Here is a 1197-nt window from a genome sequence, read left to right on the forward strand (position 1 = left end):
TGCCCGCGGGTTGAGGTCAATGCCAATATTGTGCAGTGCTGGGGGCTTACGTTTCATGATCGCCCCGCCGCCCAGGTGGGTCTCAATATAGGTGTCGTGTGGCGGCATCAGGGCGATGATGGGCTGACACAGTCCGGAGGTCGCCTTCGATCCAAAATAACTGCCCATGGCTGTTGATCCATTCGATGTGTTGGGTCAATAGCATAGACTCGGCGTACTATGATGTCAAGCCTCTACAGACATGAAAAAGCGATTGTAGATCCATCGAGGCAGGCTTGTACTCATCTTAGGGGTGAGTAGTTACTCTTGATGAATATCGGGACCGCGCATGGCTCTTTAGCTTCTCGTTCAATTCCTGGAGATATTTTCTCAGATTTGGGCGTTTTTCAACAGCCTGCTAACAGAGATGCCTGCCAGTGTTTCATATACCGTTTGCCCGAATACCTGATAGGCGCGCTCACACAGCTTCTTGATGGCATGTCCACAAGGCGTGTCATGGCGTTCGTCCATTCCTGCCAGTAGCCGGATGTCGCGATCGGTGTAGCGGCGCTTGAAACCGGCTGCTGTGCGCTGATGACGTTTCAACCGACCTGTTTTCCGATACTGTGCGATCAGTCGGGTCAATTGTTGACGGGAATAGCCACTTACCTTGAGCAAATAGCGGATGACAATGCCTTTGTCTGGTTTATTCAGAGACAGATAGTCAAAACGAACCAGTTCCCTCTGTAACCAGCGATAACGCTTGTCCTTGTCGCTGCTCACGGAAAAAGCAACAGCCTGTGTGCCTTGCAGAAAGTGGGACAAATGTTCCACTGTGGTCAATTCTTCAAGTTTCATGATGGCTTTCATGCTCCCATCATGAACAAAACGCCGAAAACTTCCAGCTGACTTCAGACTCACTCCATGCTGGAAATACAGCCAGCGTTCAGACTCATTTCATATTGGACAAGGCTTTGTATTGACCGTCGGTCAACTAATTTGTAGAATGAGACAATGCAACCCCATCAAAATCTACGCGAACCATGCCAAATCAAGCTTGGCAGGGAATCTTGTGAATAAAACAAGCGTGTCTTCGACCTCGTGATAGATTTTGGGACATCCCAGTCCCCAAAATCGACTCGGCCTTTGACAACCTATATTTGTGCCCCAGCCGTCCTGGTCACCAAGCGCTACGCAACAACTTCGCAAGCTCGTTGC

The 1197-nt window shown here is 49.8% G+C and carries 1 protein-coding gene; it reads right to left on the reverse strand.

Annotated features, from left to right (window positions below; all coding sequences use genetic code 11):
- Window positions 1-369: 369 nt before the first annotated feature.
- Window positions 370-837, reverse strand: coding sequence for a hypothetical protein (locus ACOCD2_RS20810; RefSeq protein ID WP_293650491.1), 468 nt, complete (start codon window positions 835-837; stop codon window positions 370-372).
- Window positions 838-1197 lie beyond the last annotated feature (360 nt).

The organism is Thiolapillus sp. (genome assembly GCF_048562965.1).
Lineage (GTDB): Bacteria > Pseudomonadota > Gammaproteobacteria > Chromatiales > Chromatiaceae > Thiolapillus > Thiolapillus brandeum_A.